The organism is Pseudomonas kermanshahensis (genome assembly GCF_014269205.2).
In the GTDB taxonomy this organism is placed as follows: Bacteria; Pseudomonadota; Gammaproteobacteria; order Pseudomonadales; family Pseudomonadaceae; genus Aquipseudomonas; species Aquipseudomonas kermanshahensis.
In genome coordinates this window covers 414,969-439,752 of the sequence record NZ_JABWRY020000001.1, presented here as the reverse complement: position 1 = coordinate 439,752, position 24,784 = coordinate 414,969, and the positions used below count along the sequence as shown (strand labels likewise).

General features: G+C 62.9%; 19 protein-coding genes, 2 pseudogenes and 1 riboswitch. Of the genes and pseudogenes, 7 read left to right on the top strand and 14 right to left on the bottom strand.

The genetic code is table 11. The annotated features are described in order from the left end of the window. Positions 1-24: 24 nt before the first annotated feature. Entirely contained in the window at positions 25-753 is a 729-nt protein-coding gene (gene cysZ / locus HU764_RS02130; protein WP_027594431.1) for a sulfate transporter CysZ, read from the top strand. 113 nt (positions 754-866) lie between these two features. On the opposite strand, the pseudogene HU764_RS28020 reads toward cysZ, so the two are convergent. Continuing rightward, positions 867-1,292, bottom strand: a pseudogene (locus tag HU764_RS28020) (methyl-accepting chemotaxis protein); the annotation flags it as partial. 114 nt (positions 1,293-1,406) lie between these two features. Then, positions 1,407-2,093: pseudogene (locus tag HU764_RS28015) on the bottom strand (PAS domain-containing protein); the annotation flags it as partial. Between the two features lie 268 nt (positions 2,094-2,361). On the opposite strand from HU764_RS28015, the gene HU764_RS02120 reads away from it, so the two are divergent. After that, positions 2,362-3,579: a glycosyltransferase family 4 protein gene (locus tag HU764_RS02120; RefSeq protein WP_186703620.1), complete on the top strand. Its 1,218-nt coding sequence runs from the start codon at positions 2,362-2,364 to the stop codon at positions 3,577-3,579. A gap of 27 nt (positions 3,580-3,606) precedes the next feature. On the opposite strand, the gene HU764_RS02115 is transcribed toward HU764_RS02120, so the two are convergent. Then, a complete protein-coding gene (locus HU764_RS02115) occupies positions 3,607-4,089 on the bottom strand; it encodes a glutathione peroxidase (protein ID WP_027594434.1) in 483 nt (160 codons plus the stop codon). A gap of 145 nt (positions 4,090-4,234) precedes the next feature. Then, positions 4,235-4,720 (bottom strand): FKBP-type peptidyl-prolyl cis-trans isomerase, encoded by a 486-nt coding sequence (locus HU764_RS02110; protein ID WP_027594435.1) that lies wholly within the window; start codon positions 4,718-4,720, stop codon positions 4,235-4,237. Between HU764_RS02110 and HU764_RS02105 the strand changes: the two genes are divergently transcribed. Both HU764_RS02105 and pta read left to right on the top strand, forming a co-directional pair. Further along, entirely contained in the window at positions 4,719-5,021 is a 303-nt protein-coding gene (locus HU764_RS02105; protein WP_027594436.1) for a DUF3565 domain-containing protein, read from the top strand. The two genes, HU764_RS02110 and HU764_RS02105, sit on opposite strands and share 2 nt — an antisense overlap. Before the next feature lie 32 nt (positions 5,022-5,053). Then, positions 5,054-7,141, top strand: a complete 2,088-nt coding sequence (pta, locus tag HU764_RS02100; protein WP_027594437.1) for a phosphate acetyltransferase — start codon at positions 5,054-5,056, stop codon at positions 7,139-7,141. A gap of 125 nt (positions 7,142-7,266) precedes the next feature. Here the strand turns inward: pta and HU764_RS02095 are convergent, their stop codons facing one another. The 8 genes from HU764_RS02095 to HU764_RS02060 form a co-directional block, all read right to left on the bottom strand. Further along, positions 7,267-7,977 carry a YiaD family glycine zipper/OmpA-like lipoprotein gene (locus tag HU764_RS02095; protein WP_027594438.1) on the bottom strand — a complete coding sequence of 237 codons (711 nt, stop codon included), beginning with the start codon at positions 7,975-7,977 and terminating at the stop codon, positions 7,267-7,269. Between the two features lie 109 nt (positions 7,978-8,086). After that, positions 8,087-8,731 (bottom strand): MBL fold metallo-hydrolase, encoded by a 645-nt coding sequence (locus HU764_RS02090; RefSeq protein ID WP_099428329.1) that lies wholly within the window; start codon positions 8,729-8,731, stop codon positions 8,087-8,089. Between the two features lie 389 nt (positions 8,732-9,120). Continuing rightward, a complete protein-coding gene (locus HU764_RS02085; protein ID WP_027594440.1) occupies positions 9,121-9,813 on the bottom strand; it encodes a sensor histidine kinase in 693 nt (230 codons plus the stop codon). Then, complete coding sequence (locus HU764_RS02080; RefSeq protein WP_027594441.1) at positions 9,810-11,417, bottom strand: tetratricopeptide repeat-containing response regulator; 1,608 nt, start codon at positions 11,415-11,417, stop codon at positions 9,810-9,812. The genes HU764_RS02085 and HU764_RS02080 overlap by 4 nt, the downstream gene beginning before the upstream one ends. Before the next feature lie 175 nt (positions 11,418-11,592). Beyond that, positions 11,593-14,310 (bottom strand): winged helix-turn-helix domain-containing protein, encoded by a 2,718-nt coding sequence (locus tag HU764_RS02075; RefSeq protein ID WP_186703619.1) that lies wholly within the window; start codon positions 14,308-14,310, stop codon positions 11,593-11,595. Between the two features lie 419 nt (positions 14,311-14,729). Continuing rightward, positions 14,730-16,094, bottom strand: coding sequence for a DUF1329 domain-containing protein (locus tag HU764_RS02070; protein ID WP_099452916.1), 1,365 nt, complete (start codon positions 16,092-16,094; stop codon positions 14,730-14,732). A gap of 25 nt (positions 16,095-16,119) precedes the next feature. Next, positions 16,120-18,006: a DUF1302 domain-containing protein gene (locus tag HU764_RS02065; protein WP_027594444.1), complete on the bottom strand. Its 1,887-nt coding sequence runs from the start codon at positions 18,004-18,006 to the stop codon at positions 16,120-16,122. A gap of 332 nt (positions 18,007-18,338) precedes the next feature. Then, a complete protein-coding gene (locus HU764_RS02060) occupies positions 18,339-20,021 on the bottom strand; it encodes a fatty acid--CoA ligase (protein ID WP_099428325.1) in 1,683 nt (560 codons plus the stop codon). A gap of 216 nt (positions 20,022-20,237) precedes the next feature. Between HU764_RS02060 and HU764_RS02055 the strand changes: the two genes are divergently transcribed. The 3 genes from HU764_RS02055 to HU764_RS02045 all read left to right on the top strand — a co-directional run bounded on the left by HU764_RS02055 (position 20,238) and on the right by HU764_RS02045 (position 23,110). Next, entirely contained in the window at positions 20,238-21,203 is a 966-nt protein-coding gene (locus HU764_RS02055) for a 2-hydroxyacid dehydrogenase (protein WP_186703618.1), read from the top strand. 55 nt (positions 21,204-21,258) lie between these two features. Further along, positions 21,259-22,257, top strand: a complete 999-nt coding sequence (locus HU764_RS02050) for a class I SAM-dependent methyltransferase (protein WP_186681749.1) — start codon at positions 21,259-21,261, stop codon at positions 22,255-22,257. Between the two features lie 39 nt (positions 22,258-22,296). Then, a riboswitch (yybP-ykoY riboswitch) is annotated at positions 22,297-22,416 on the top strand. A 109-nt stretch (positions 22,417-22,525) separates the two neighbouring features. Next, a complete protein-coding gene (locus HU764_RS02045) occupies positions 22,526-23,110 on the top strand; it encodes a TMEM165/GDT1 family protein (RefSeq protein WP_027594448.1) in 585 nt (194 codons plus the stop codon). 126 nt (positions 23,111-23,236) lie between these two features. Here the strand turns inward: HU764_RS02045 and HU764_RS02040 are convergent, their stop codons facing one another. Both HU764_RS02040 and HU764_RS02035 read right to left on the bottom strand, forming a co-directional pair. Next, positions 23,237-24,052: a M48 family metallopeptidase gene (locus tag HU764_RS02040; protein ID WP_027594449.1), complete on the bottom strand. Its 816-nt coding sequence runs from the start codon at positions 24,050-24,052 to the stop codon at positions 23,237-23,239. 108 nt (positions 24,053-24,160) lie between these two features. Beyond that, a complete protein-coding gene (locus HU764_RS02035; protein WP_085274099.1) occupies positions 24,161-24,781 on the bottom strand; it encodes an SOS response-associated peptidase in 621 nt (206 codons plus the stop codon). Positions 24,782-24,784: the final 3 nt, after the last annotated feature.

Genomic DNA, 24,784 nt, shown 5'->3' with positions numbered 1-24,784 from the left:
TTTCCTTCTGTTCGGAGTGTCTCGATGCAAGCCCCTGTCCTCTCTGGCCCCCAGTACCTGCGCGAAGGCCTGAAACTGGTGCTGAGCCCGAACCTGCGGTTGTTCGTGCTGTTGCCCCTGGCGGTCAACCTGCTGCTGTTTGGTGGCCTGATCTACTTTGCCGGCCATCAGTTCAGTGTCTGGGTCGACGCCCTGATGCCAACCCTGCCCAGCTGGTTGAGCTTCCTCACCTACATTCTGTGGCCACTGTTCGTCGCCTTGGTGGTGCTGATGGTGTTCTTCACCTTCACCCTGGTGGCCAACGTCATTGCGGCGCCGTTCAACGGTTTTCTGGCCGAGAAGGTCGAAGTGGTGGTGCGCGGCCAAGACAACTTCCCTGCCTTCAGCTGGGCCGAGCTGGTGGCCATGGTGCCGCGTACCTTTGGCCGCGAGATGCGCAAGCTGGGCTACTTCCTGCCACGGGCCATCGGCCTGTTCATCCTGTCGCTGATCCCGGTGGTCAACGTGGTCGCCGCGCCGCTATGGCTGATCTTTGGTGTGTGGATGATGGCTATCCAGTACATCGACTACCCGGCGGACAACAACAAGATGAGCTGGCAGGACATGCTGGCCTGGTTGCGCCAGAAGCGCTGGCAATCGCTGGGCTTTGGCGGCATCACCTACCTGGCGCTGATGGTGCCGGTGGTGAACGTACTGATGATGCCGGCCGCGGTGGCGGGGGCTACGTTGTTCTGGGTGCGTGAACGCGACTAAATCCAAGCGCAGCCCTGTGTAGGAGCAGCCTTGCGCTGCGAAGAGGCCAGTACTGAACAATACCTATCTGTGGCTAGTACTGGCCGCTTCGCAGCACAAGGCTGCTCCCACCGTCATTGACCGAGCCGGCTGGAAAACTGCCCCACTACATCCACCACTCGCTTCGCCCCCTCCTGGATTTCGACGATCACGTTGCCGGTTTCATCGGCCAACGACAGCCCCTGCTCAGCCTGACGCTTGCTGGTGTCGATGATCGCCACCGCAGCCTGGGCCAATTGCTCGTTCTGCTGCACCACCCGAGCAATCTCCTCGGTGGCCGTGCTGGTACGCGAGGCCAGCTGGCGCACTTCGTCGGCGACCACGGCAAAACCACGCCCCTGCTCGCCCGCCCGGGCCGCCTCGATGGCAGCGTTGAGCGCCAGCAAGTTGGTCTGCCCGGCAATGTCACTGATGGTCTTGATGATCGAGCCGATCACCCGCGACTGGGTGTCCAACGCCTGAATGCCCTCGGCGGCCTCTTGCATCGACGACTCCAGGCCACGCATGACGTTTACCGTCTGCGTGACTACGTCGGTGGCCTTGCGCGCACTGGCGTCAGTGCTCAGCGAGGTGTTGAAGGCGATGTCCGCCGCCTCGGCAACCGCCTGCTCCTGGTTGACCTGGTCGGTTATCACGGTGGCGAACTTGACCACTTTGTACAGCACATCATGGGCGTCGAAGATCGGGTTGTAGGACGCTTCCAGCCAGATTACCCGACCATGGGCATCGATACGCTTGAAGCGCTCAGCCACGTATTCGCCACGGCGCAGCTTGTCCCAGAACGCCTGATAACCCGACGAATTGGCCTCTTCGGGTTCGCAGAAAATACGGTGATGCTTGCCGCGGATCTGTTCTAGGCGATAACCGACCGACGTCAGAAACCGTTCGTTGGCGGTAAGGATGGTGCCATCAAGGCCAAATTCGATGACTGCGGTAGAGCGCATCAGGGCCTTGATCAGGCTTTCGTGCTCACGGGAGGTCTCGATGGTGCGGGTGAGGTCGCTCGAGTGCAGGGTGAAATACTTGATGCGCCCTTCGCTGTTCTTGACCGGCTGCAGAATCGAGCGCAACCAGGCTTCCTGGCCATTGCCGCGCAGCAGGCGGAACGCCCCGTTGAGGTGCTCGCCCCGGCTGATCGCGCTTTTCATGCGTTGGTAGAAGTCGAGCGACTTCACGTGGGCCGGGACAATGTCCTCGAGTTTGCGTCCAAGCAATTGGTCGGCACGGTAGAGCATCTCGCTCTCGAAGTTGCCGTTGACCATCTCGATCCGTCCCTGGGGGTCGAGTTGGAGCACCAGCATCTCGCTGTCGAGGCTGCACTTGACCTGTTCGACCGACAGCAGGTCTTCGCGCAATTGCTGGATTTCTTGCTTGAGCTTGTTGTTGAACATTACCGCTCTCCTGGAGCGCAGCACGTAATCGAATGCATCTTCATCGGCTGCCACTGCTAGGTTCTTGAGCGCCGCCCACGCAAATATTCACACAATTGAAACAGCCGGCAATCAGGCGTCATTTGTACGTCACAAGGCCGTCACATCGGCGCAATGATGCGAGCGGAAACTTTTTGTCATGAATACACCCGCCCTACGTATCACCCTCGTCAGCGAAACCTTCCCCCCCGAGATCAATGGTGTCGCCAACACCCTTGGCCGCCTCAGCGAAGGGTTGCGCCAACGCGGGCATGACATCGAGATCGTCCGCCCCCGCCAAGCCGGCGAGGAGCCTGTGCACAACGATCAGCAGCTGATGCTGTGCCGCGGTTGGGCCTTGCCCGGCTACCCCGGCCTGCAATGGGGCGAAGTGTCGATGCACCGGCTGTTGCGCCGTTGGCGCAGGCAGCGACCGGACGTGCTGTACATCGCCACCGAGGGGCCTTTGGGGTTGAGCGCATTGCGTGCGGCACGGCGCCTGGGGGTGCCGGTGGTCAGCGGGTTCCATACCAACTTCCCGCAGTATTCCGGCCAGTATGGCTTGGGCTTGCTGGCACGCCTGCTCACCCATTACCTGCGCTGGTTCCATCGCCGCACGGCAGTCACCCTGGTGCCCAGCGTCAGCCAGCGCCTGGAGCTGGAGCGTCGTGGTTTCGAGCGCCTGGACCTGTTGGCCCGTGGCGTCGACGCCTGCCTGTTCAACCCGGCCCGGCGCAGCCAGGCGTTGCGCGAAAGCTGGGGGATCGGGCCGGACGATATCGCCGTGCTGCATGTCGGCCGGCTGGCAGCGGAAAAAAACCTAGGGGTACTGCGACCGTGCCTGGATGCCCTGCAGAAGACTTATCCACACAAGCGCTTGCGCCTGATCGTGGTCGGTGACGGCCCACAGCGCGCCACCTTGCAGCAGCAAGTGCCTGATGCCGTGTTCTGTGGTGCCCAGCGGGGCGAGTTGCTGGCCGAGCACTATGCCAGCGGTGACCTGTTCCTGTTCCCGAGCCTGACCGAAACCTTTGGCAACGTGGTGCTCGAAGGCATGGCCTCAGGCTTGGCGGTGGTCGCCTATGATGAGGCAGCGGCTGCCCAGCACATTCGGCATGGCCATAGCGGTGCGTTGGCGATGCCCGGCGACCAGGCGGCCTTCATCGATGCCGCTTGCTGGCTACTGGAAGAGGAAGAAACCCTGCGCCGGGTGCGCCTGAACGCACGGCAGCACGCCAGCCGTCAGGGCTGGCCGGCGATTGTCGAGCAGTTCGAAACCTACCTGTACAGTGCCTGCAAACAACGCACAGGCGACACGCAAAAAGCTTCAGGTGCTGCACTGGCGATCAAGCCAGGTTCGACAGCGCATCGCGGCTGACCTTCAGCCGCCGCGCGCGCCCATGTTTCAGCCCAGCGCCTTCTCGATGGCCTGAACCACGGCTGGATCATCCGGCGCAGTGCGCGGCGAGAAACGCGCCAGCACGCGCCCATCCTTGCCCACCAGAAACTTTTCGAAGTTCCAGGTGATGTCGCCTGGGAACTCAGCACCTTCCCCCGCCAGCAGGCGATACAGCGAATGGCGGTGCGCCCCGTTGACCTCAAGCTTGGCGCCCAGCGGGAAGCTGACACCATAGTTGAGGCTGCAGAACTCCTGGATCTCTTTCTCGCTGCCGGGCTCCTGGCCGGCAAACTGGTTGCACGGCAGCCCCAAAACGCTGAAGCCTTTGCCCTTGAATTGCTGATGCAGCGTCTCCAGCGAAGCGTATTGCGGCGTCAGGCCACACTTGGAGGCAACATTGACCACCAGCACCACTTGGCCCTTGAACGGTGCGAGGGGCAGTTCCCCGCCGTTCAGCGCCTCCAATTTCAGGTCGTGAAAAGCACTCATGATGTAATCCCCTCTCAGGTTCCCGATGGCCGCAGGGCGAAATCCGCCCAATAAAAAAGCGCTCGTCCAAGCCGTCCGCCTCCCGTTGGGAAGGCAAATCGGCTTGCCCGAGCGCCTGGCGACTCTCTGAGCTTAGCGCAGAAAATCAGTGGTGATGGCCACCTTCACCGTGGATGTGACGGTGCGCGATTTCTTCTTCGCTGGCGTCACGTACGTCGACAACCTTGACCTGGAAGGTCAGGCGCTGGCCGGCCAGCGGGTGGTTGCCGTCAACGGTGACGTCGTCGCCGTCGATGTCGCGAATGGTGACGATCTGCATCTGGCCATCCGGCGCCGACGCGTGGAACTGCATGCCGACTTCCAGCTCGTCGACGCCTTCGAACAGGCTGCGGTTCAGGGTGCTGACCAGCTCGGCCAGGTATTCACCGTAGGCCTCTTCTGGCTCGATGGAAACGTTCAACTCGTCACCGGCCTGCTTGCCTTCCAGGGCCTTTTCCAGGCCCGGGATGATGTTGCCGGCACCGTGCAGGTAAACCAGCGGCGCGCCACCGGCGGAGCTGTCGATGGTCTCCCCGGCGTCGTTGGTCAGGGTATAGTCGATGGAGACAGCCTTGTTGGCGGCGATCAGCATGGGGCAAGACCTTTTGCAAAAGTATGTAGAGCGGACAAGTGTAACCAAGCCATCGCCCGATTGCGAACGCGCCTCGGCCGAGGAACAGCCCATCAGTCGGATCACCGGCTTCCATCAGGACGAAGAAGGCCACTGGGTGGTCGAGTTGTCGTGCGGCCACACCCAGCACCTTCGTCACCAACCGCCCTGGCAAGCGCGCCCTTGGGTGCTCGATGCCGAGCAGCGCCAACAACGCATCGGCGAGGCTTTCGCGTGTGGCTGGTGTGCACAGGCAGCCGATAGCGCTACCCTTGGCCGTTGATTCCTTGCACCGCTTTAATTCGAGAAGCACGCATGCAAACTTTTTTCATAGCGCCGACCGACTTTGGTGTCGGCCTGACGTCGATCAGCCTCGGCCTGGTGCGCACCCTTGAGCGCGCAGGCCTGAAGGTCGGCTTTTTCAAGCCGATCGCCCAGCCCCACCCAGGTGACACCGGCCCGGAACGCTCCACCGAACTGGTCGCACGCACCCACGGCATCAAACCGCCCATGCCGCTGAGCCTGGCCCACGTCGAGCGCATGCTCGGCGATGGCCAGCTGGACGAGTTGCTGGAGGAAATCATCCGCCTCTACCAGCAAGCCTGCATCGGCAATGACGTGGTCGTGGTCGAAGGCATGGTGCCTACCCGCCACGCCAGTTACGCGGCGCGGGTCAACCTGCACCTGGCCAAGAGCCTGGATGCCGAGGTGATACTGGTTTCGGCGCCCGAAAACGAGGTACTCAGCGAGCTGTCCGGCCGCGTCGAACTGCAGGCCCAGCTGTTCGGCGGCCCCCGCGACCCGAAAGTGCTCGGGGTGATTCTCAACAAGGTGCGCACCGACGAAAGCATGGCGGACTTCGCCACCCGCCTGCGCGAACACTCGCCACTTCTGCGCGGCAACGACTTCCGCCTGCTCGGCTGCATCCCTTATCAGCCCGAGCTGAATGCCCCACGCACCCGCGACGTGGCCGACCTGCTGGGGGCCCAAGTGCTCAACGCGGGCGATTACGAGCAGCGGCGCATGAGCAAGATCATCATTTGTGCGCGCACGGTGGCCAACACCGTGCCGCTGCTCACCCCTGGCACCTTGGTGGTGACCCCGGGTGACCGCGACGACATCATCCTTGCCGTAAGCCTGGCGGCGATCAATGGCGTGCCCCTGGCCGGCCTGCTGCTGACCAGCGACAGCAAGCCCGACGCACGCATCCTCGGCTTGTGCCGCGGCGCCTTGCAGGCCGGCCTGCCGATTCTGTCGGTGAGTACGGGTTCGTACGACACGGCCAACCAGCTCAATTCGCTGAACCGCGAGATCCCGGTGGATGACCGCGAGCGTGCGGAATTCATCACCGACTTTGTCGCCAGCCACCTCGACGCTGCCTGGTTGCACCAGCGCTGCGGCACACCACGCGAGTTGCGCCTGTCGCCTGCGGTATTCCGCTACCAACTGATCCAGCGCGCGCAACAGGCCAACAAACGCATCGTCCTGCCAGAAGGCGCCGAACCGCTGCTGGTACAGGCGGCGGCGATCTGCCAGGCCCGTGGCATTGCGCGTTGCGTGCTGCTGGCCAAGCCGGAAGAAGTCGAAGCGGTCGCCCGCGCACAGGGCATTACCTTGCCTGCGGACCTGGAGATACTCGACCCTGAGTTGATTCGCGGGCGCTATGTCGAACCGATGGTCAACCTGCGCAAGAGCAAGAACCTCAACGCCCCCATGGCCGAGCAGCAGCTGGAAGACCCGGTGGTGATCGGCACCATGATGTTGGCCCTGGATGAGGTCGACGGCCTGGTGTCGGGCCTGGTGCACTCTACCGCCAACACCATCCGCCCTGCCCTGCAACTGATCAAGACCGCGCCAGGTGCCAGCCTGGTGTCCTCGGTATTCTTCATGCTGTTCCCCGAGCAGGTGCTGGTGTACGGCGACTGCGTGATGAACCCGCACCCAAGTGCCGCAGAACTGGCAGAAATTGCCCAGCAGAGCGCCGAATCGGCACACACCTTCGGCATCGCGCCGCGGGTGGCGATGATCAGTTACTCAAGCGATTCGGCGAGCGATGAAGAAGTCGACAAGGTGCGTGAAGCGACACGCTTGGCGCAGGGCGCCGCGCACGATCTGCTGATCGATGGGCCCTTGCAGTATGACGCGGCGGCCAACCCGGCCATTGCCCGCGAGCTGGCACCAAACAGCCCGGTTGCCGGGCGTGCCACGGTGTTCGTGTTCCCTGATCTGAATACCGGCAACACCACGCACAAAGCGGTGCAGCGCAGCGCCGATGGGGTCAGCCTGGGGCCGATGCTGCAGGGTTTGCGTAAGCCGGTGAACGATTTGCCGCGGGGGGCTCAGGTGGATGACATCGTGCATACCATCGCCCTGACGGCAATCCAGGCCAGCGTCGTACGCTGAATCCAGGGGCTGCTGTGCAGCCCAATCGCCGGCAAGCCGGCTCCCACAGGACTTAAGACCCACACGGTCATGTGGGAGTCGGCTTGCCGGCGATTGGGCCGCACAGCGGCCCCTGTGGTGTGGCCTTACTGCTGAACTTGGCCCTGGTCATACTGCTGGCCAGGAATCGGCTTCAGGTTGACCTCGACACGACGGTTTTGCGCACGGCCGTTAGCATCGGCATTGCTGGCGATCGGCTGGTCCGGGCCCATGCCACGTGCCGAAATACGCGAAGCATCGACACCCTGCGAAGTCAGGTAGGTGCTGACCGCTTGCGCACGGCGCTGGGACAGGTCCATGTTGTGCTGGCGGCTGCCGGTGCTGTCGGTGAAGCCAACCACTTCGATGGTGTTCTGGTTGAACTGCTTGAACGAGCCGGCCAGGTTGTTCAGCGGCGAGTAGAAGCTAGGCGCGATGTTGGCCGAGTCGGTGGCGAAGGTGATGTTGCCGGGCATGATCAGCTTGATCTGGTCACCCTGGCGCTGCACTTCGACGCCGGTATTGGCCATTTGCGCGCGCAGTTCGGCTTCCTGCTTGTCGGCGTAGTAGCCGTAACCTGCGGCGGCGGCACCCACTGCGGCAGCGCCGATCAGTGCGCCTTTACCGCGGTTGTTATGGTCGATGGCGGCGCCGGCGATGGCACCGGCCAGCGCGCCCAGGCCGCCGTACTTGGCGGTCTTGCTCATCCCCGTGGAGCCCTGCGCCTGACCCTGGTTGTCGTACGGGTTCTGGCTGGCGCAGCCCGTCATCAGGGCAGCGGCGGTTGCGACGATAATCAGACGACGCATGGTGAACATGGACAAGCTCCTACTGAAATTCATAAATGCGGCAGACCGCGAATGGATCTATGCCAGCCTTGGATTGCCCAGACGGCAAAAAATTCCATGAACACCTTTTCATGCAGGTTCATGCCCGCACGAACGGGTTCTCGCGCATCTCGTCACCCAGGCGGGTGTCTGGCCCGTGGCCGGTGACCACGATGGCCTCTTCATCCAGCCGGTACAGCCGCTCCTTGATCGAACGAACGATAGCCCGCTGATCGCCACCCCACAAATCGGTGCGGCCAATACCGCGACGGAACAGGGTGTCGCCGGCAATCAGCAGCTTGGCATCGGCAAACCAGAAACTCATCGAACCCGGCGTGTGCCCTGGGGTGTGCAAGGCCACGCCACAACCACAGGCCAGCGCCTCGTCATCACTCAACCAGCGGTCTGGCGGCGGCACCGGGGTGTAGGGCACGCCGAACATCTGGCATTGCATCTCCAGGTTGTCCCACAGCGACTGGTCGTCCTTGTGCAGGTGCAGCGTCGCGCCGGTCAGCTCCTTGAGCTTGCCCGAGGCGAGGAAGTGATCGAAGTGCGCGTGGGTGTGGATGATGCTCACCAGGGTCAAGCCATGGGCCTGCAGGCGCGCGAGGATCTTGTCCGGGTCACCGCCTGGGTCGACGACGATGGCCTTTTTGGTCAATGGGTCGCCGATCAAGGTGCAGTTGCACTGTAGGGGACCTACGGGGAAGGTTTCGCGGATGAGGGTGGGTGGGGCTTTGTTCATTGTGTATCTCAATAACATTGAGGATCTCACTCGCCTTCAAGTCGAGGGGCTCCTGGTGGTTTACAAGATATTGCGCTGTGCCTGCCAGGTGCAAGACTGGCGGTATTGGATGTTTTCGAAATCGAGCGCCGCCCGCGCGGCGCTTCGCAGCACAAGGCTGCTCCTACACCTGTTTCGGGCCAGTGAGGCCTGTAATGTTGGCGCGCGACCGCCTTTGTTGATTCGACACGATATTGAGGTGGGCGGTCAGGGGCCACGCGCCAATGGCTCAGGAATAATTGGCCCGAAACAGGTGTAGGAGCAGCCTTGTGCTGCGAAGCGCCGCGCGGGCGGCGCTCGATCTCATAGGCGCCTCAGAATTGTGTCCTGCACCCACTTGCCATGCTGTTTTACGGCAAGAACAACCTGAACAACCCGCCCCCCAGCGCCCCGCCATTGGAAATTTCAATCCGCCCCCTCACCCCATCGCTCTCATGCAGCGCCGCGATCCGCGCAGCGAAATACAGGCCCAGGCCCGTACTGCCACTGTGTGAATCGATGCCCTGGATGAACTCTTCCTGGCGCTCGAGCATGCGCTGTGGATAACCCGGGCCGTCATCGTTGACGCAGATGACCAGTTGATTCGCCTCTTCCTCGATGCTGATCAACAACGCATGCCCGGCAAACCGGGTGGCGTTGGTGATCACGTTGGCGATCACCGATGCCACCAGCTCTCGGTCGAAGAAGCCCAGCGGGTTGTCGGTGTCGATGCGCCAGGTGGCGAGGATGTCGTTGTGCTTGAGCACTTCTTGGTGGGCCGCCAGTTGGGCTTCGATGAAGTCATCCAGCTCATGGTAGTCCGGGCATACCGGCAGCTGGTTCACGCCCAGTTTGTACAACCCCAGCAGTTGCACCAGCATACCGTTGAGGTGCCGGAACTCATGTTCCATCACCCCTTGCTCGGTGCCGCCGCGCAACTCTTCAGGTAAGCGCGCCAGCCACTGGTCATGGGACTGAATCAGCGCGGACAGGGAGTTCTTGAGGTCGTGCACGGTGGAGGCGATCACCGTGGAAAAATCCAGCCCCTGATTGTCTTGATTCATGCGCCGAACACTCGGATGTGCAGTTTGCCATAGCGGTCATAGCGGTTGTCGCTGGCAGGGATACCGGCCACGCTGGTCAAGGCGTCGCGGCATTCCTGCATGATCGCAGGCTGTGGGTCATCCCCCCCGATGCGCAGCAGCGCCTGGGCGGTGTTGAGGGCGATGCTGATGTTCTTGGGTTGCAAGGCCAAGGCCTTGCGGAACAACTGCAGCGCTTCGTCGAGCTGACCTCCCTGGTAACTACGCACTCCCTGGCGGTTGAGGGTGACGGCCTCGGTGATCGCATTGAGCACCGCCGGATCATCCGTCAGCTTGGCCACCCTCTGCATCACTTTGGGGTCGTCGCCGTAACTTTCAACGCAGCTTTTGAGCACGCCGAGCGCGGCCGCTTCCTGCCCTGACGCCTGCAGCTGAGCCGCCACCGTCAACGCGGCATCGACCGAGAAAAACTGCTCCATCTTGTCCAGACGCTGCATGGCCTGCTCGGTGAGCTTGGCGGCCGTCTCGGCATCGCCGGCCTGCTGCAGGCTGGCGGCCTTCATCATGCGGGCGCGTACCTGCAAGCCCTGATCTTCAGGGTATTCCTTGGCCACTTCACTGAGCACGGTGTTGATCTCGACGCGGGTACGGGCGTCGAGGCCAAAACCTGCGTTCTTGTTCATCAGCGCCTGAACCAGGCCAAGGTTGTTCTCGGCATCCTTGTAGCGCGAGCTCTGCCCCTGGTTCACGGCATGGCGGAACGCCTTGGAGGCACTTTCGAAATCTTCGTTGCCCAGCGCCAGCTTGCCCAGCGTGGACTGCCGGCGTACCGACAGCGGCGACAGGCGCACCGCCTCTTCCAGCATGTTCTGGGCGCGCTTGGTCTCGCCCTGCGCCACCAGCACTTCAGCCATACCGTCGTACAGGCCCGGCATGATCGGGAAGGCCTTCAGGGCCTGTTCATACACACCCTGGGCCTGGGCATTCTGGCCACGCTTGTGCATCAAGCTGCCCAGCGCCGAATACACCCACGGCTGCGGGCGGCTGGCGAGAATGGCCTTGAGAAACTTTTCCAGCTCGTCGAAGCGATTGAGCCCGCGCAGGGCATCGGCGCGGTAGCGCAGGCACAGGGGCGCGAAACGCGGGTCCTTCTTGCACAGCTCGGCACACGCTGCCAGCACTTCGGCCGGGCGGCCGCGGTCCAGCGCCTGGAGGATCGGCTTGAGCAAGGTCTTGCGCTGGAACAGCTTCTCGACGCGCTGGGCCAGGCCCACCCGGTTGAACGGCTTGGTCAGGTAGGCATCGGGCTCATGCTCGATGGCACTGAGGACGATGGCCTGGCTGCTCTCGGCGGTCACCATGATGAACACGCATTCATGGCTGATGTGCTTGTCGAGGATCAGGTCCTCAAGCACCTGCTGGCCGTTCTTCTTGCCGTCGCCCAGGTGGAAATCCTGCAGGATGAAGTCATAACGCTTCTGCGCACACATGCGCAGCGCCTGCTCGCCGCTGTCGGCCGTGTCCACGTCGCGCACACCCAGTTCGCGCAACATGGAACGGGTCGACGTACGAAAGTCGGTAAAGTCGTCGACGATCAGAAAGCTCTTTTGCCCGTACTGCAGCATCAACACGACCTGTATTGGGATGATTGAAAAATCGCGCAAGGCGATGCATACCACCGAATGCTGTATCGGCAGCCGGCCGGGAAAGATGAGGATAGAGCACGCGGCGCGCTAAACAATGGCCCAGTAATAGCCTCAAGCCATTACTTTAGCGGGCAAACCCCTGGTGCGGCTACTGTCAGGCCAGCAGGCCCAGCGCCTTCGCTTTGGCCACCGCCTGGGTGCGGCGCTCGACGCCCAGTTTGCTGTTGATATGGCTGGCATGGGTCTTCACGGTGTGCAGCGAGATGAACAGCCGTTCGCTGATCTGCTGGTTGGAACAGCCTTGGGCGATCAGCTCAAGCACGGCCCGCTCCCGCCCACTCAATGCCTCGCCACTGCCACTGCTAACGGCAGGTAACGGAGGCAGGCGCTTGAGCAGTTCGACCTGGACCGGGCAAGCCGAGCGCGCTGCAAGCTGCTCGTGCAGCCACTGCGGGTGTTTTTCGAGCAAGGGCTGGAACGGTTGCAGGACACCGCCTTGGGCGGCCTCGAGTGCCTTTGGCAGCAGCCCGGCAGCCTGCGCGTCTCGGCCTTCAGCGAGCAGCAGGGCGAGCCACTGGCACAGTGCACTGACGGCCAGCAGCATGCCGCCACTGGCCACGCCACGTTCGACCAGCCCTGACAGGCGCTGAACCGACGCCTCGGTGCGCAACTGGATACGCTCGAGCAATGCCTGCTGCAGTTCGATATGCAGGGGTAATAGCGGGTGGAACTCCGGCGCTGCTGCCGGTTGCTCGCCACCGTAGGTCTGCCCCAGCCGCAGCAACCAGGATTCGGCAAGATCGGTGCGCCCCTGTGCCAACCACAGTTCGCACTTCACTAGGGTAATCATGGCCAGGTAATAGATCGGTGGAACATCCCAGATGTGCATCAGCCGCTCCGCCTCGGCCAGCTCGGCGAACGCTTCGGCGAAGTGGCCCTCGCGGCCATCGAGCGTGGCAATGACGCAGTGGCCGATCAGCACGCTGATGTCTCGGCAAGCACGCGCTTCGCCAAGCCCCGCACGCAAGCGCGCACGGCCTTGGGCTGATTGCAGGCGCGACACCAGCAGGTAACCCTCATAGAGCGTCAGCCTGGCCCGGACCGCGTACAACCGCTGCCCCGACAGCCCCTGAAGGCGCTGCAGGCCCTGGCGCACTTCGTCCAGCGCCCGCAACACTTCACCCCGGGCATGCAGCACCCGTGCTCGATCGTAATGAGCCAGGGCTTCGAACAGCGGGTTGCCGACGCGCTGGGCCAGCTCCAGGGCTTCGCGGTTCCAGCCGCGTGCATGCCAGAAGTCGGCATCGGTAATGGCCAGGTTGGACAGTGTCGACAGGCACACCAGGCGCTGGCCGTAGCGCTTGCACGGCAAGCTTTGCAAGGCTTCGCCACAGTAGGCCAGGGTACGCGCGCGATCCCCCCGCCCCCGCGCGATCACCCCACTTAGGGCCAGCCATTGGGCCAGCATGGACTTCTGTGCGGTCGCCGAGGGTGCAGGCAGAAAACGGCTGAGGTAGCTTGCCAGTTCTTCGGCCGCATCCAGCTGGCACGCCAGCCCCAACGCCCAGCTGTACAGCACGATCAGGCGCGGCGTGCTGATCAGCAAGCTGTCGGGCAGGTCCATCTTCCAGCGCAGCAACATGCCAACGTTCTGCTCGGCCAGCAGTTGCTCCTCGGAGAGGCTCTGCACCAGGCCGGCCGCCACGTCGAGGTGGCCGGCGCGCAGCGCCTGCTCAACCGCCTCGTCCAGCAAACCCTGGGCTTCGAACCAGCGGCACGCCCGCAGGTGCAGGCGCGCTGGCGGTTCGCTGGCCTGGCGGCTTCGCAGCAGGTCGGAGAACAGGTGATGGTAACGAAACCAGTGGCCGTGCTCGTCCAGGGGTACCAGAAACACTTGATGGGCCTGCAGGAAGCGCAGGATATCGGCGCTGTCCTGGCGGTCGCGCAGGGCATCGCAAAGCTGGGCACAGAAGCGCTCCTGGCACGCCGTGTCGTAGAGAAAGGCCTGCACGTCGGCCGGCAGGATCTCGATGACTTCTTCCAGCAAGTAGTCGCGTATCAACCCCTCGCCACCGTGCAGTGCGTGGGGCAAGGCCTGCTCATCACCGGACTCGCTGGCGGCCAGTTGCCAGAAGCGCAGCCCGGCCACCCAGCCGTCACTGCGCTGGATCAGGTTATCCAGCGCCTGGCCGCGCAAGCCGGTGGGTTGGCGGCCGATTACCGCCAGTGACTCGTCGGGTGTCAGCCGCAGCTCTTGCTCGTTGAGTTCGACCAGTTGCCGCGACAGGCGCAGGCGCGCCAGGTGCCAGTCTGGGCGCTGGCGGCTGGTGATCAACAGCACCAGGCCACTGGGCAAGTGATTGAGGAAAAACTGCAGGCAGCGGTCGAGTACGGGCCCTTGGGCCAAATGGTAATCGTCCAGCACCAACAGCAGAGGCGTATCGGCTTGCAGGTATTGGGCGAGTTCATCGAGCAGGCCGTCGATCCACTCCTCGAACGCGAAGGGCTGGTGGCGCTGGCGCATTTTCAGCAGGCCCATGGCTTGGCCACCCAATGCAGGGCAGTACTGCTGCAGGCCTTCGAGCAGCCGTTCGAGAAAACGGCCAGGGTCGGCATCGCGCTGGCTCAGGCCAAGCCAAAGGCTACGCCAGTGCTCCGGCAGGGATTCGCAGAACTCGATGGCCAGCGAGCTCTTGCCAAAGCCCGCCGGTGCGTTGACCAGCAGCAACCGCCCATTGAGGCCGGCGTGCAAACGCTGACACAACCGCGTACGCGGCACATGGCCGTCCGGCAGCGGCGGCCGGAAGAAACGCCCGTCCAGCAGGCCTAGGGCCTGGCTGGCGAATCCATGCGTACGGGACAGATCTGTCATGGCCGGCTCGTTCTGAAGGGAAGACAACGGCGGTACGGATGTTTGCGAGACTAGCGGGTAATGCAGCGCATTTGAAGATGATGGGCACAATAGGCCTGTAAAAGACTACGACAAAAAGCAACAACCCTGATGGACAGGGGCTGGAGCGGGGGTTTGGTTAGGTATTCAGCAGATTTATTGCCCGCGCCCACAGGGATTGCGTAGCTTTCAAGGCCAGTGCAGTACCGGTAGGAGCAGCCTTGTGCTGCGAAGAGGCCGATAAGGCTAGAGATTATCTTCGGCTGCAATGGCCTCTTCGCAGCACAAGGCTGCTCCTACAGGGCTTGTGTTTGCCCTGAAACCATCGCCGGAGCAGGATAAAAAAACGTCCCGGGCAAGCCGGGACGTTCTGGGGATCACAGGAGTGGAAGGCTTTCAGATTAACGTACACCTGCCTGGCGCAGGGCCGCGGGCTGGAAATCAGCCTTGCTGGCACTGAAGCCGAAGTCGTAGGCACGCTTCTCTTCGTTCTTCATGCCCAGCGCCAAATAACGACCCGACTGCAGGTCGTAGATGGTTTCCAGGGTGTACCAAGGCACCTCTTTGTTGTAGTACGGCTGGGAATGGGCTTCGGAAACGCGCCACAGCTGGCCACGGCCGTCGTACTGGTCGATCACTGCGGCCTGCCAGGTGTCTTCATCGATGTAGAAGTCACGCTTGGCGTAGATGTGCCGCTGGCCCGGCTTGAGGGTTGCGACCACGTGCCAGACGCGGCGCAGCTCGTAGCGCGACAAGTCTTGGTTGATGTGCCCGGCCTTGATGATGTCGGTGTACTTCAGCTTGGGGTCATCCAGCTTGAAGGCGTTGGAGGCGATGTACAGTTCCTTCTTGCCTTCCAGCTTCCAGTCGTAACGGTCTGGCGCACCGTTGAACATGTCCAGGTTGTCCGAGGTACGCAGGCCGTCGGCAGCGGTACCGGGGCCGTCGTACGACACTTGCGGAGCCTGCCGTACACGACGCTGGCCGGCGTTGTAGATCCACGCCTTGCGCGGCTCCTTCACCTGGTCGAGGGTTTCGTGCACCAGCAGCACGGTCCCGGCCAGGCGAGCGGGCGCGGTCACTTCCTGCTTGAAGTAGAACAGGATATTACCCGGGTTGCTTGCGTCGTAATCCTTCATCTTGTCGCGGAAGACGAACTGGTCGGAGAAGTACACCGGGTTGAAAGAGCCGTTCTGCTGTGGCGTAGCCTGAGTAACCAGGCGGCTGACACTGCCCCCTCGGTAGCGTGTGATGTGGTTCCAGATCACTTCCAGGCCGCTTTTCGGGATCGGGAACGGCACCGCCGTATCGAAGTTGTTCAAGCCGTTGCCGCCTTCCACCAGTGTGGTCTGGGTGGCGTTTTTCTTGATGGCGGCGAACACGTCAGCAGGTACAGTGGAGCCGCGGTGGGTCTTGAACACCGGGATCTTGAAGGTGTCCGGGTAGCGCTTGAACATTGCCACCTGGCCCGGCGAGAGTTTGTCCTTGTACTGGTCGACATTCTGCGCGGTGATGGTGAACAGCGGCTTTTCACTGCCATACGGGTCGGAAAGGAACCCCTTGGCATCGACGCTGCCCGCTGATTTCGACAGCGGTTGCCAAGCACTGATCGAGCCATCGGCGTTACCGGCCTTTTCGGCACCCATCGGGGTCAGGGTGCTGCCCAGCTTGGCCGCCTCATCGGCAGACACCGCTGCCATGACACTGGTCGCCAGCAGGGACAGGCCCAGCACACCGGCTTGCAGCAGACTTCTGGTCTTGTTCATGTCGTGTCGTCCTGGATCAGTATTCTTAGAAGTTCACGCCGAAGCTGAGGGCGACGAAGTCGCGGTCATCCACGGTGCTGTACTTGCCGTCGAAGAAGTTGGTGTACGACAGGCTCGCCGTGTAGGTGTTCTGGTACTCGGCGTCCAGGCCCAGGCTGACGGCCTTGCGGCCTTCTTCAAAGTTGGCGCCAGGGCCGGGCGAGTAGCCGGAAACGTCATGCGACCAGGCCACGCTCGGCTTGAGGTTGACCCCGGCGAAGACGTCGTTGTAGTCCCAGATGACCCGACCGCGGTAACCCCAGGAGGTGCTGGTGGTGTAGCCGTCGTTCTCGCACTTGCGATTCAGGTTGGTGGTCGATGCACCGGCACCCGCGCCTGCGATGGTGCTGGCGTTGAGCGCCTGGCAGGTGTCCGCGCCACCTGTGGCTGGCAGTGGGCCGGGGCCGAATACCGGGTCGCGGCCGTAGCGGGTTTCGTGGGCGTTTTCCAGGCCGCCGACATGGGTAACCCCCACCTCGCCCACCACGGTCATGCGGCTGGCGCCCATCACCTGGTCGAAGAAGTGCGTCAGGGTGGTCTGGAACTGGGTGATTTCCTTGCGACGGTAGCCGTGCAGGTCTTGGCCAGGGGTACCGGAGAGCAGCGAAGCGTTGCTCAGGGCGCCACCAATCGGGCGCACACCCGAGAACAGGATGTCGGTGGTATTGAGCTGCACAGGCGCGTTGGGGCGGTAGCTGACTTCACCACTCCAGGCGGTACCGGTAGGCAGCGTGGTGGAGAAGCTCAGGCCGTACAGGCGGATGTCCTCAGGGTACTCGACGAAGTACTCGGAGTTACCGGCCACGATCAGCGGTGCCAGCGCGCGCAACTGTGCCGGCAGGGCACTCAGGCCAGCGAACACGGAGGGCGGGGCACCGGTGGCGCTGAAGATCGGCGCACGGCTGTGGTAGTTCATGAAGTAGGCACCGAACTCGGTGTCCAGCGGGTCGAACATGTAGCGCAGCGCCACACCGAACTGGCCGCTGTCACGCGCATCACGGTCGGCCCCGCGGCGCACCATCACGCCTTCCTCGTTGATGTTAACGCCCTGGGTGGCGAGGAACTGCTGGGCCGCGCCCGGTACTGTGCGGCTGCTGTTGAGCACGCGCAGGTTGTCGGTACAGCCGTCGGCAATGATGTCCGGCTGCGAGAAGAACGTGCCGCAGTTGTCGACGACGGTCTGGTCCCATTCGATCTGGTAGAAGGCCTCGGCCGACAGGTTGTCGGTCAGGCTCTGGGAGATGTAGAACATGTTGACCGGGATCAGGCCTTCCTTGATCTCGGCCCCAGGGCGGCGGAACGCGGACACGTCGATCGGGTTGATCGAGTTGATACCACCGCCGATGAAGGTACTCTCACCCCAGCTGACAACCTGCTTGCCCAGGCGCACCGAGCCTGGCATGTCGCCAATCGAATAGTTGTGGTAGACGAACGCATCGAGCAGTTCGGCGCCGGACGACTTGGCGCCTTCCTTGCGGTTGGAGTCGCTGATGTCCTTGAACTGGCGGCTTTCGTCCTTGAGTTCGAAGTCGTACCAGTACTTGCCACGCACGAACACCCCGGTGTCGCCGTACTTGAGCTCCAGGTCGTGGATGCCCTTGAAGATCTTGGAGAAGGTCTCGCCACGCTTGAAGTTGAGGTGGCCGTCATCGGAGGTCTGCGATAGCCCCTTGCCGCCATTGTTGACCCCGATCAGGTTCTTGTTCGGGCTGGCGGTCGACCAGCTGGCGCCAACGGAGAGCGACGAGTCGAACTGCCCTTCGATTTCACCTATGTTGAAACTGACAGCGAAAGCAGGACTTGCGAGCGTGGAAGCAAGGCTGACGGCCAAGGGCAACTTGGCCCGGCGCCAGAACAGGTTTGCAGATTTCATCGACGCTACTCCATGTACTTTTTTGTTATGGCAGTGAGTCCTTTCAGAAACGGTCCGTGGGACCGGTGTGCAGGTTTGCACCTGCGGCGACACGGCTTGCGCGTGTCGCCCTCCCCCATTTCTGAAAATCTCCTGGCCTCGACTATAGCCAGCAAGGCACAGGCGCTTGATCCCTCTAAAGTGTGATTTGCGCTCCGTGCCGCCAACTCGCTACGAGGTTTTTCGGGTTACGTGCTGGCCGTGCTGAAGCATGGCGCATTTTTCCTGTTTGGCAAGGCGCCGAGCTCTCTAGCCTGCGGGTCGTGTTCTGTCGTCCACCACCCGCACGGGGGTTACAGGGTAGAAAGGAACGCACTGTTACTGGCCTGCCACTGGACGATGTCCTGGCGGATGCGTTTCTTGTCGAGTTTGCCAACACTGGTCTTGGGAATTTCAGTAACAACGGCAATCTGGCTTGGAATCGCCCATTTATTGATGTGCCCTTCTTCAACAAAAGGCTTGAGGTGGTCCTTGAGTGACTTGGCATCGATGGCCTGCCCATCACGTACCACCAACAGGGCAAACGGCCGCTCGCCCCACTGCGGGTCGGCGATCCCCACCACCGCCACTTCGCGCACGGCCGAATGACGGCTGATCAAGTCTTCGAGGTCGAGCGAGGATATCCACTCACCGCCCGTCTTGATCACGTCCTTGATGCGATCGCGGATATCGATGTAGCCCATGCCGTCGAGGGTCGCGACATCACCGGTGTGCAGCCAGCCGCCCTGCCACAACTCCTCGCTCTTTTGCGCCTCCTTGAAGTAACCCATGGTCAGCCAGGGCGCGCGCAGTACCAGTTCGCCCTGGGTCTCGCCATCGGCCGGGAGGAAATTGCCCTCGCCGTCGACGATTGCCGCCTCGACCAACGGCACCGGCACACCGGCCTTGATCCGATAGGTGACACGCTCGTCCTCGCTGCCCGCCTGCAGTTCATCGTTCAGGTGCGCTGCCGAGATCAGCGGGCAGGTCTCGGACATGCCGTACGCGGCAGTCAGCTGGATGCCACGCGCCAGGGCCGCCTGATACAGCGAGCGATTGAGCGCGCTGCCGCCGATGATGATCTTCCAGCCTGCGAAGTCCTGGCCCTGGGCGGTCGGGCAATTGAGCAACATCTGCAGGATGGTCGGCACGCAATGGGAGAAGGTGACCTGCTCTTCACGCCACAGCTTGACCAGCATGTCGGGCTCGTAACGCCCCGGGTACACCTGCTTCATGCCCAGCATGGTGGCGGCGTAGGGGATGCCCCAGGCATGCACGTGGAACATCGGGGTAATGGGCATGTACACATCATCGCTACCAATCAGGCGCACGCTGTCGATACTGCCAGTGACCGACGTTTCGGCCAGGGTATGCAGCACCAGCTGGCGATGGGTGAAGTACACCCCTTTTGGGTTGCCGGTGGTGCCGGTGGTGTAGAAGGTGGTGGCCACCGAGTTTTCGTCGAAATCCGGGAAGTCATAGCGCGGGCTGGCGGCGGCGAGCAACTGCTCGTACTCGCCCACCAGGTTGGGCAGCTCGGCGGTCTTGTCCGGGCCGTCGGTCAGCAGCAAGGTCTTGTCAACGGTGGTCAACTGCCCGGCAATCGCTTGGTAAAGGCCGACAAAGTCGCTGTTGACCAACACCACGCGGTCTTCGGCGTGGTTCATGGTGTAGAGGATTTGTTCTGGCGACAGGCGCACGTTGATGGTGTGCACCACCGCGCCGATCATCGGGATGGCGAACATGCATTCCAGGTAGCGATGGCTGTCCCAGTCCATCACCGCCACCGTGTCACCGGCCTTGACCCCGGCCTCTGTCAGGACATTGGCCAGGCGCGCGATACGCTCGTTGAGCTGTGGATAAGTCAGGCGCAGCTGATCGCGATAGACGATCTCGCGGGTTTTCTCGTAGCGGCTGCCGGACATCAGCAGGCGTTTGATCAGCAGGGGGTAGGCGTAGGCGCCTTCGGCGGGTTTGATGATGCGGGTCTGCAACATGGGTATCCCTTTTCTGAAAAACGGGCCGGACAAGTCTGGATCTACTGTAGTAGCTGAATGTGACGGTCAAATCAGCCGAAGGAATGATTTGGACCGGCAAGGTATGAGTGGCAGGCGTTGACGCGCGGTAACCGCGGGCTAGACACTGCGCTGAACCGCTTCGGACAGTGCCCCGAAGTTGATGGCCCATTTCCCGTCCTGCCACCGGAGAACCCCATGCCCAGCCCGCGTCGCGCCGTGTTTCTCGATCACCAGTCACTGGACTTGGGTGACCTTGACCTGTCCCCTTTGCGGGACCAGTTCGACGCATTCGAGCTGTTTGCCGCCACCCGTCCGGAGCAGGTCGCCGAACGCCTGCAGGGCGCCGTTGCGGTAATCAGCAACAAGGTCATGCTGGATGCCGCGACCCTTGCCGCCAACCCGCAGCTCGAGCTGATCCTGGTGGCCGCCACCGGCACCAACAATGTCGACCTGGCGGCGGCCCGCGCCCAAGGCATCACCGTGTGCAACTGCCAGGGTTACGGCACGCCGTCGGTGGCCCAGCATACCCTCGCCCTGCTGCTGGCCTTGGCCACGCGGCTGTGCGACTACAACCAAGCAGTGGCCGACGGCCAATGGGCCAAGGCCAGCCAGTTCTGCCTGCTGGACTTCCCCATCGTCGAGCTGGAGGGCAAGACCCTCGGCCTGCTCGGCCATGGCGAACTGGGCGGCGCAGTGGCGCGCCTGGCCGAAGCCTTCGGCATGCGCGTCTTGAGCGGGCAGATCCCCGGCCGCCCGGAGCGCGCCGACCGAATGCCCCTGGAAGACCTGCTGCCGCAAGTGGACGCGCTGACCCTGCATTGCCCGTTGAACGAGCATACCCGGCACATGATCGGGGCCCGTGAGCTGGCCTTGCTCAAGCCCGGCGCCCTGGTGGTGAATACCGCACGGGGTGGCTTGATCGACGAACAGGCTCTGGCCGACGCCCTGCGCCAAGGCCACCTGGGTGGCGCCGCTACTGACGTGCTGAGCGTCGAGCCACCGGTCGACGGCAACCCGCTGCTGGCAGGCGATATCCCGCGCCTGATCATCACCCCGCACAGTGCCTGGGGCGCAGTGGAGTCGCGCCAGCGCATCGTCGGCCAGCTCAGCGAGAATGCCCAGGCCTATTTCGCCGGTCAGCCACGCCGCGTGGTCAGCTGAGCGCAGCGTTAGCCTCTGCTACACTGCGCGACTTTTTTTACAGGAGGCGTCGTCCATGGACCCGCGCAGTGAAGTGTTGCTCCGCCAGGCGGACCTGTTCCAAGGCCCGCTGCTGCTCGCCGGCGCGCCCGCCGACGACCTGCTCGGCCACCTGCCCATGGCACATGGCTGGACCTGGCATGCCGGTGACCAGGCCATGCTCGAGGGCCGCTTCGCTGGCCGTAGCCATTACGGTGTCGAAGCCCCCCCGGTGGCCTTCGACAGCGCCGTGCTGTTCCTACCCAAGTCCCGCGAGCTGGCCGCCTACCTGCTCAATGCGCTGGCCTCGCGCCTGGCCGGGCGCGAGCTGTACCTGGTCGGCGAGAAACGCGGCGGCATCGAAGGCGCGGCGAAGCAACTGCAGGCTTTTGGCAAACCGCGCAAGCTCGACAGCGCCCGGCATTGCCAGTTGTGGCAGGTGACCGTTGACCACGCGCCAGCGGCCACGCCGCTGGAAAGCCTGGCCGAGCGCTTCGAACTCGACCTCGAGGATGGCCCACTGCAAGTGGTCAGCCTGCCGGGCGTGTTCAGCCACGGCCGCCTCGACCGCGGCAGCGCCCTGCTGCTCAAGCACCTGGATGGCCTGCCAAGCGGGCATGTGCTGGACTTCGGTTGCGGTGCCGGGGTGCTGGGCGCCACGGTGAAACGCCGCTACCCGCAAAGCCGGCTGACCCTGCTCGACGTGGACGCGTTTGCCGTGGCAGCCAGCCGCCTGACATTGGCCGCCAACGGCCTGGAAGGTGAAGTGATCAGCGGTGATGGCATCGACGCGGCCCCTGCCGACCTGAGCGTGATCCTGAGCAATCCGCCGTTTCATACCGGCGTGCACACCAATTACCAGGCTTCAGAGAATTTGCTGAAAAAATCCGGCGTTCATCTGCGAAAAGGCGGCGAAATGCGCCTTGTCGCCAATAGCTTCCTGCGCTACCAGCCACTGATCGAAGGGGCCTTGGGTAACTGCCAGGTACGCGCCGAGGCGGACGGTTTCCGGATCTACCAGGCAACACGCGGTTAAAAACAGCGCTTGCCGAAACCGCTTCGGCTAGGCAGAATCCGCACCGTCCTAGGGGAGTAGTCTCCCGCGAGCACCCAGCTCGCCCGGCACGCGTCAACATACTTGGCCCACAGGCCATGGCGCGTGCGACCCACTATGCAGAGCCTGCATAGAGAGATCCGCACAGACGGATCCGCGGTTTGACAAGACCTATGACACGCACACCTTACCCGGGGCGGGAAGGCTGTACGTGTCATAGCCGTGTCGACCCGCCCCCGTAGGAAACCTGATGCTGGAATCCCTGCTGGTCCCCACCGCCATCGTTGCCCTCGCCGAAATCGGCGACAAGACGCAACTGCTCGCGCTCATTCTCGCCGCTCGCTTCCGCAAGCCTTGGCCGATCATCGCCGGCATCATCGCCGCTACCCTGGCCAACCATGCCGCCGCGGGCGCCGTGGGTGCGTGGGTCGGCGGGTTCTTCAGCGACTCGGCGCTGCACTGGATCCTGGCCGCCAGCTTCACTGCCACGGCGCTGTGGACGCTGGTGCCGGACAAGATGGATGACGATGAAAACCCGGCGCGCCGCTTCGGCCCGTTCCTCACCACGCTGATTGCGTTTTTCCTCGCCGAGATCGGTGACAAGACCCAGGTGGCGACAGTCATGCTTGCCGCGCAATACCCGCACCTGATCATGGTCATCATCGGCACCACGCTGGGCATGCTGATTGCCAACGTGCCGGTGGTATTGGCGGGTAACTTTGCGGCAGACAAACTGCCGTTGACCCTGATTCGCCGACTGGCGGCTACCGCGTTCTTCGTGCTGGCGGTGGTGGCCGTGTACTCGGCGATGAAGGCCAGTGGCTGGGTAGGCTGATAGTCGCTGGGTAGACTGACCGGTAGGAGCAGCCTTGCGCTGCGAAGAGGCCAGTGACAGCACAGTAGATCTTCGGCGCTGTCACCGGCCTCTTCGCAGCACAAGGCTGCTCCTACAGGACGCAGATTACTTCTTGGCAGCCTGATACAGCGGCATCACCTTCGGAATCGCTGCCTGCAACGAGGCAATACGGCTTTCGGACGCCGGGTGAGTGCTCATGAACTCAGGCGGCGCGCCTTCAGAAGCCTTGCTCATCTTGTTCCACAAGGTGATCGCGGCATTCGGGTCATAACCGGCACGTGCCGACAACTCTAGGCCGATCAGGTCCGCCTCGTTCTCATTGGCACGGCTGTTGGGCAAGGTCATGGCGTAGTTCACCACGGTGTCGGCCATGGCCATGCTGCTTTGGCCCAGGCCGAAGATGGCACCTGCACCCTGACGGGCCATTTCCACACCATAGGCCTTGGACATGGCTTCACGGCTGTGCTCACGCAGGGCGTGGGCGATCTCGTGACCGACCACCGCAGCAATCTCGGCATCGGTCAGCTTGAGTTGGTCGATCAGGCCGGTGTAAACGATGATCTTGCCGCCAGGGCCACAGTTGGCGTTGAGCTCGTCGCTCTTGATCACGTTGACTTCCCAGTTCCACTGGGCGGCATCCGGGCGAAACTTCGGCGCCTGGGCGATCAACCGGTCAGCGATGACTTGCACGCGCTTGGCATCGGCACTGGACTTGTCCAGCACGCCCTTGTTCGACGCCTCACCGAGGGTCTGCTGATAGGACTGGGCGTACATCTGGTTGACCTCATCGGTCGAGAGCATGCTGAACATGTACTGCTTGCGCTCGACACCGACGGCTCCGCCGCTGGTGGTATTCACCGCCTGGCAGCCTGCCAGCAGGATACCGGCACTCAACACACTGACAACAAATGACTTACGCATGAAAACACTCCCTTTTACATGCGGCGTATCCTAGGCTTAGTCGCCTGGACCCGCCATAGCCGCAGGGAAGAATTTTACCGGCTGCACGGCCCCGCTGCCTGGCCGGCGTCAGGCCGGTGTCAGGCACTCCGGTGCATCCAGTTTCGGGTCATTGACGAAGTTTGCCAATGCCCGCTCACGTAGCGTAGCCGGGGGGCTGGCAAGCAGCTCCTGCAGGCGTGTGATCGGCGTATCAGGGTCCAGCCAGGCCGCCTGCCCCGCCTCGTCCAGAATCAACGGCCGGCGCTGGTTCATGGCGGCCTGGGTCACCACCGCGCAGCTCAGCCAAACCTGGTCCTGCACCGGATAGGCCTCCCACACCGCCGCAAAATACAGTGACGACCCCTCCCCTGGGGTCAGCCAGTAGGGGCGTTTGCGCACCGTACCGCGCCATTCATAAAAGCCATTGGCCGGCATCAGGCAGCGGCGCTGGCGAAACGCTTCGCGGAACATCGGCTGTTCGGCAAGGGTTTCTGCTCGGGCATGGGCAGGCGTGCGGGAAAGGTCAGTGAGCCAGGCTGGCGTCAGGCCCCAGCGTGCCTTGGCCAAGCCATGCTCGCCGTCGACCTGGCGCTGGATCAACACCGACGCACCGGGCGAAATATTCCATTGTGCCGGCTGGCCGACGGGAAAGCCCGGCAGACTGGCAAGGGCCTGGGGCCAGCGAAACAGGGCGTAACGTCCACACATGGG